This window comes from Breoghania sp., from assembly GCF_030066895.1.
In the GTDB taxonomy this organism is placed as follows: Bacteria; Pseudomonadota; Alphaproteobacteria; order Rhizobiales; family Stappiaceae; genus Breoghania.
On sequence record NZ_JASJAV010000043.1, the window covers coordinates 1 to 6113 of the forward strand.

The following is a 6113-nucleotide window of genomic DNA, read 5'->3' on the forward strand; positions in this document are numbered from 1 at the left end:
TAGCTTTCATCCTTCCAAGGAAAGTCAAAGGATTATGGTCAGTGTATACCACAATGGGGCGCCGTGGCTCAGTGGTAGCGTGCGGGACTTGTAATCCCGCGATCGCTGGTTCGTATCCCTGCCTGGCCTAGTCGCCAGAGGTCGCTCTGCGGCCCCTGGTGATTGAATTGGGCGGGCTGGACTAATCGCTGCCTTGCCGCCGTGGCGTTGTGCTCCTGGACAAGGCACTTCACCCACATTTGTCCCTCGCCAACCCGCAGTGCCTAGCGTGGCGAGTACGGCACACCCCCTGGAAAGGCAACCATGACAGACAAACAGAACGAACGGCCCTCAGTCCCCAGCAGCTCTAGAGTCACTGACCAAGGCAGCGGGAAGCACGACAACGGAGCAGAGGGTGCGAAGAATCTCTGGGTTCGGACAGGCTGCCAATGGAAACTGAAAATCTGCACGTACAACGTTAGATCACTCTCCTCAGATGTCAGGATTGAAGAGCTCGAGGACGAATTGGGGAGGATCAACTTCGATATTGTAGGAATCTGCGAGACCAGAAGGAAGGGAGAAGGATGTCTAACCCTGAACAAGAGTGGTCACCAATTCTACTACAAGGGAGGCGACACCCACCAAAATGGCATTGGCTTCATAGTCAATAAAAACATTGCCGGCAACGTCACGAGCTTCCAAGGCATCTCTGACAGAATAGCCCAACTCACCATCAAGATCAACAGCAAATACCATCTCAGCATCATCCAGGCTTATCTCCCAACATCAAGCCATACCAATGAGGAAGTGGACACTGTCTATGAGGAAATTGACAACCTCGTCAACAACAACAAAGCCTACTACAACATCGTTATGGGCGACTTCAATGCAAAAGTTGGACAGGGTAACACGTCAGAACTCATCACTGGTCCTTACGGACTCGGCACACGCAACACTAGGGGTGATTCCCTGATCAACTTCGCCGCAAGACACCAGTTGAAGATCATGAACACAATGTTCAAGAAGAGACCCAACAGGCGTTGGACGTGGATTTCACCCAATGGCCACACAAAGAACGAGATTGACTATATCCTCACAAACAGGCCGCACACCTTTACTGACGTCTCAGTCATCAACAGCCTCAACACAGGCAGTGACCACCGCATGGTACGAGGCTCCTTGATCATCAACACAAAGCTGGAGAGGGCAAAGCTCACCCAACGATGCAAGAAACCAAACACAGCGGTGCTATCAGCCAACACCACACAATACCAAAGGCTACTCACCAACAGATTCGAGGCCTTAGCGACATCAGCAGACCTCAACTCCGAGTGCGAGAACGTCACCTCTGCAATTACGGAGACTGCTATGGAAATAGCGGGTCGGAATAAGCCACAAAAACAGGACAAACTCTCTACAGAGACCAAGCAGTTGAGAGAGAAAAGAAGACAGATGAAAAGAGGGGGGGCAGTCCTACAAAACATTGAATATGTGGAGACCTGCAAGGCCATAAGACGGAGGATGGCAAAAGAAATCCGATCATACAATGAAGAAAGACAACTACAAGCCTTGAAAAACAACAAAGGCCTAAAGTCAATCAAGAGGAAACAGTTGCTAGGCAGAAACAACATCGCCAGCCTCAAAGAAGAGGACGGAACACTCATCCAAGACTTCAACAGGATGATACAAAGGTGTGAGGAATTCTACACCAAGCTCTACAGCACCAGGCAGGCTAGACAATCTAGTGTCCTCGCATCTCCAGTCACCTATGAGCCACCTCCCCCAATCTTACCATCGGAAGTAAGAGTAGCAATCAAGCGACTGAAGCGTGGCAAGGCTCCTGGGGAGGACAACGTCACCACGGCAGCTCTGCAGGATGGAGGAGAGCCCATCATTAAGGCGCTCACCCAGCTATTCAACAAATGCTTAAGTGATGGAAGAGTCCCCAACAGTTGGAAGAATGCATCAGTAGTCTTGATCCACAAGAAAGGCGACACAGCAGACATTAAGAACTACCGACCCATCAGCCTTCTACCAGTAATCTACAAGGTGTTCTCGCATATTCTCCTCCAGCGGATGCTACAGGCACTAGAGCAACATCAGCCACGGGAACAGGCTGGCTTCAGGCCAAGTTTCTCTACCACTGACCACATCCATGTTATTAGCCAACTCCAGGAAAAAGCCAACGAATATAAAATTCCACTCTGCTTCGCCTTTGTTGACTATGAGAAGGCATTTGACTCTGTCGAATTTACCCCACTCTTCACAGCACTGGCGAAACAGGGAGTTGACCCAGCCTACATCGCTATCCTGAGAGACCTATACAGTGGCGCCACATCAACACTGAAGCTCCACAAAGACAGCAACAAGATCAAGCTAGAGAGAGGAGCGAGACAAGGTGACAACATCTCTCCAAAGCTCTTCACAGCATGCCTCCAGGACGCCATCATCAATAAGATCAGCTGGGAGGAGAAAGGAGTCAACATGGATGGCGAGTACCTTTCCCACCTAATCTTCGCTGACGACATAATTCTGATAGCACATACACCGCAAGAACTACAAGAAATGCTTGACGACATCAACAACTATAGCAGACCAGTGGGCCTCAATATGCACCTGGGCAAGACCAAGATCATGCTAAATAATCACACTAAGAAGGCCACAGTCGAAGTCGATGGAAAACCCTTAGAAGAGGTTGAAAAGTACGTCTACTTGGGCAAGACAATCTCACAGGATGGAAACCTAATGCCAGAAATCAAGAGACGTATCACACTGGGATGGGCTGCCTTCAAGAAGATAGACAACATCATGAGAAGCCGCAAAGCAAGCATGCAGATCAAGAGAAAAGTGTTCAACGAGTATGTGCTCCCGGCTATGACATATGGAAGTGAAACCTGGGCTCTAACTACCGCCCAAGAGAATGCACTTGAAGTGGCACAACGGAAAATGGAGAGAATTATGCTGGGCATCACCCTTCGCGACCGGAGACATAACACCTGGATCCGGCAGCAGACAGGAGTAACAGACGTCATTGACCACATCAGAAAGTCGAAACATCGATGGGCAGGTCATGTAGCCAGATTGCAAGACAATAGGTGGACCATCAGAGCAACATCCTGGGTCCCACGGGGATGGGTAAGACCACGAGGAAAACCAAAAACAAGATGGAGAGATGACCTCAGTCGCCACCTGGGAACCACCTGGACAAGACTGGCCCAAGACAGACACCAATGGAAGCTATCCAGGGAGGGGTTCCTCCATAACAGGAGTGAAGTGAAAACACGACCCTAGAATGATGATGATGATGACTGTCTCCAAGCCATACAACATGGCTGGCCTCACTACTGTCTTGTACACTTTACCTTTCATATTTGCAGGCACCCTTCTGTCGCTGATTACTCCGGACACTTTTCTCCACCCATTCCACCCTGCCTGCACCCTCTTTTTCACTTCTCTGCCACACTCTCCATTACTTTGAACAATTGATCCCAAGTATTTAAACTCGTCAACTTTTGCCACCTCTGTCCCTTGCAACTGCACTGTGCCATTGTGCCCCTTCTCATTCATGCACATGTATTCTGTCTTGCTTCTACTAACTTTCATTCCTCTTCTTTCTAGTGCATGTCTCCACTTCTCAAGATCTGCCTCAACCTGTTGCCTACTGTCACTGCATAGAACAATGTCATCCGCAAACATCATAGTCCACGGTGACTCCTGCCTGATCCCATCTGTTAACCTATCCATTACTATGGCAAACAAGAAAGGACTCAGAGCAGATCCCTGATGTAGTCCTACTTTTACCCTGAAGCTATCACTCAGTCCTACGGAACACCTAACTGCTGTCTCACTGTTCTCATACATATCCTGTACTATCCTGATGTACTTTTCTGCCACTCCTGATTTCCTCATGCAATACCACAGCTCCTCTCTTGGCACCCTGTCATAGGCTTTCTCTAGGTCCACAAACACGCAGTGCAACTCTTTCTGACCTTCTCTGTACTTCTCCATCAATACCCTTAAAGCAAACAGTGCATCTGTAGTGCTTTTCCTTGGCATAAACCCATACTGCTGCTCACAGATCACCACTTTTTTTCTCAACCTAGCTTCTATTACTCTCTCCCATAACTTCATGGTGTGACTGATCAACTTTATTCCCCTGTAATTACTACAGCTCTGCACATCCCCCTTATTCTTAAAGATGGGTATCAAAACACTCTTTCTCCACTCATCAGGCATCTTTTCACCATCCAGGATGCTATTGAACAGTCTGGTCAAAAACTCTACTCCCACTTCACCTAGGCATCTCCATGCTTCAACAGGTATGTCATCTGGGCCAACTGCCTTACTACTCTTCATCCTCTTCATTGCTGACCTCACCTCTCTGGTACTAATCTTCGGTATTGCCTCATTCACCCTCCTTCCATTGTCCATCCTTCTCTCTCTCTCTCATTCTCTGTATTCAGTAGTTCCTCAAAATACTCCTTCCACCTTCCCCGCACCTTCTCTTCACCTGTCAGTACACTACCATCTGCGTCCTTTATCACCCTAACCTGTTGAATATCCTTTGCAGCTCGGTCTCTCTGTCTAGCCAATCTATACAAGTCCTTCTCTCCTTCTTTGGTACTGAGTTTTGCATACAGCTCATCATATGCTTTCTCCTTAGCTTTTGCAACCTGTCTCTTTACCTTGCATTTTATCTCTGTGTATGCCTCTCTGCTTACTTGATCCCCCTGACATTGCCAGCTTTTCATTGCTACCCTTTTCTCTTTTATCCCTTCCTGCACTTCCTTATTCCACCACCATGTTTCCTTATCTGGTTTTCTCTGTCCTGAAGTAACCCCGAGTACCCTTCTAGCTGTTTCTTTCAAAACTGTCGCAGTACTAGTCCAACCATTTACCCCCTCTTCTACCCCACCCAATGCCTGTGTCACCTCATTCCGAAATTTTACTTGGCAATCTTTTTCTTTCAGTCTCCACCATCTGATTCTTGGTTCCAGTCTCGCACTTTTCCTATCCTTCACTACCAGACGCATCCTGCATACTACTATCCTATGTTGACTAGCTATGCTTTCTCCTACAAGTACCTTGCAGTCACTAACATCTTTTAGGTTAGCTCGCCTGCACAGGATGTAGTCCACCTGGGAACATCTACCTCCACTCTTAAACGTCACTCTCTGCTCCTCTTTTTTCTTGAAATACGTGTTTACTACTGCCATGTCCTTCCTTACTGCAAAGTCCACTAAGCTCTGCCCTTCGGCATTTCTTTCCTTGTAACCATGCCTACCCATCACAGCCTCATCTCCTCTGTTGCCCTCCCCAACATGCCCATTGAAGTCAGCTCCGACCACAACTCGTTCCTGCCTCGGTATAGTTTCCACTACTTCATCTAGCTCCTTCCAAAAACTTTCTTTTTCCTCTCTTCCACATCCCACCTGCGGGGCATATGCACTGACTACATTTATGATCACCCCTTCAATTTCCAGCTTTACACTTACTACTCTATCTGATACCCTCCTCACTTCTAGTACCCTCTCACTAAATTCTTCTTTCAGGATTACCCCTACTCCGTTTCTCCTTCTATCTACACCATGATAAAGCAGTTTGAAGCCCCCTCCAATGTTCCTAGCCTTACTACCCTTCCACTTGGTTTCTTGTACACACAATATATCTAGCTTTCTCCTATTCATCGCGTCCGCTAGCTCCCTTCCTTTGCCAGTCATTGTGCCTACATTCAGAGTTCCCACCCTTACTTCTAAACTTTTGCCTTTTCTCCTCTCCCGTCGTCTCTGGACTCTCCTCCCCCCTCTTTGCCTCCTCCTTTGGCTCACAGTAGCATAGTTTCCACTGGTACCCTGTTGGCCAACAATACCAGTGGCGGACGTTGGTGACCCGGGCCTCGACCGATCCGGTATATGAAAAGTTTGTTTGTTCTGCATAGTACTGATTTGGCTTAGTTTTACGCCGGATGCCCTTCCTGCCGCAACCCTCCTCATTTACCCGGGCTTGGGACCGGCACTAAGAATGTCCTGGCTTGAACACCCCAGTGGCTGAGTTACTGTGCTGAGTACCTAGATTAAAGCATTGTTGTAAGTTAGTACACAGTTGTGCGCCTTCATTTTCTGTTATGTGTCATC

At 48.0% G+C, this 6113-nt stretch carries 3 protein-coding genes; 1 reads left to right on the forward strand and 2 read right to left on the reverse strand.

Translation table 11 applies throughout. From position 1 onward, the window contains the following. Window positions 1-303 precede the first annotated feature (303 nt). The gene (locus QNJ43_RS26255; protein ID WP_300474921.1) at window positions 304-3270 is read left to right on the forward strand and encodes a reverse transcriptase domain-containing protein; all 2967 of its coding nucleotides are present in this window, start codon (window positions 304-306) and stop codon (window positions 3268-3270) included. Here the strand turns inward: QNJ43_RS26255 and QNJ43_RS26260 are convergent. Both QNJ43_RS26260 and QNJ43_RS26265 read right to left on the reverse strand, forming a co-directional pair. Next, the gene (locus tag QNJ43_RS26260) at window positions 3217-4410 is read right to left on the reverse strand and encodes a reverse transcriptase family protein (protein ID WP_300474923.1); all 1194 of its coding nucleotides are present in this window, start codon (window positions 4408-4410) and stop codon (window positions 3217-3219) included. The genes QNJ43_RS26255 and QNJ43_RS26260 overlap by 54 nt on opposite strands. Further along, window positions 4389-5972 (reverse strand): endonuclease/exonuclease/phosphatase family protein, encoded by a 1584-nt coding sequence (locus QNJ43_RS26265; RefSeq protein ID WP_346433143.1) that lies wholly within the window; start codon window positions 5970-5972, stop codon window positions 4389-4391. The genes QNJ43_RS26260 and QNJ43_RS26265 overlap by 22 nt, the downstream gene beginning before the upstream one ends. Between the last annotated feature and the right edge of the window lie 141 nt (window positions 5973-6113).

Coding starts and splice junctions, on each gene's coding strand:
- QNJ43_RS26260 (WP_300474923.1), bottom strand. CDS start 4,410: ATGGACAATGGAAGGAGGGTGAATGAGGCAATACCGAAGATTAGTACC.
- QNJ43_RS26255 (WP_300474921.1), top strand. CDS start 304: ATGACAGACAAACAGAACGAACGGCCCTCAGTCCCCAGCAGCTCTAGA.
- QNJ43_RS26265 (WP_346433143.1), bottom strand. CDS start 5,972: ATGAGGAGGGTTGCGGCAGGAAGGGCATCCGGCGTAAAACTAAGCCAA.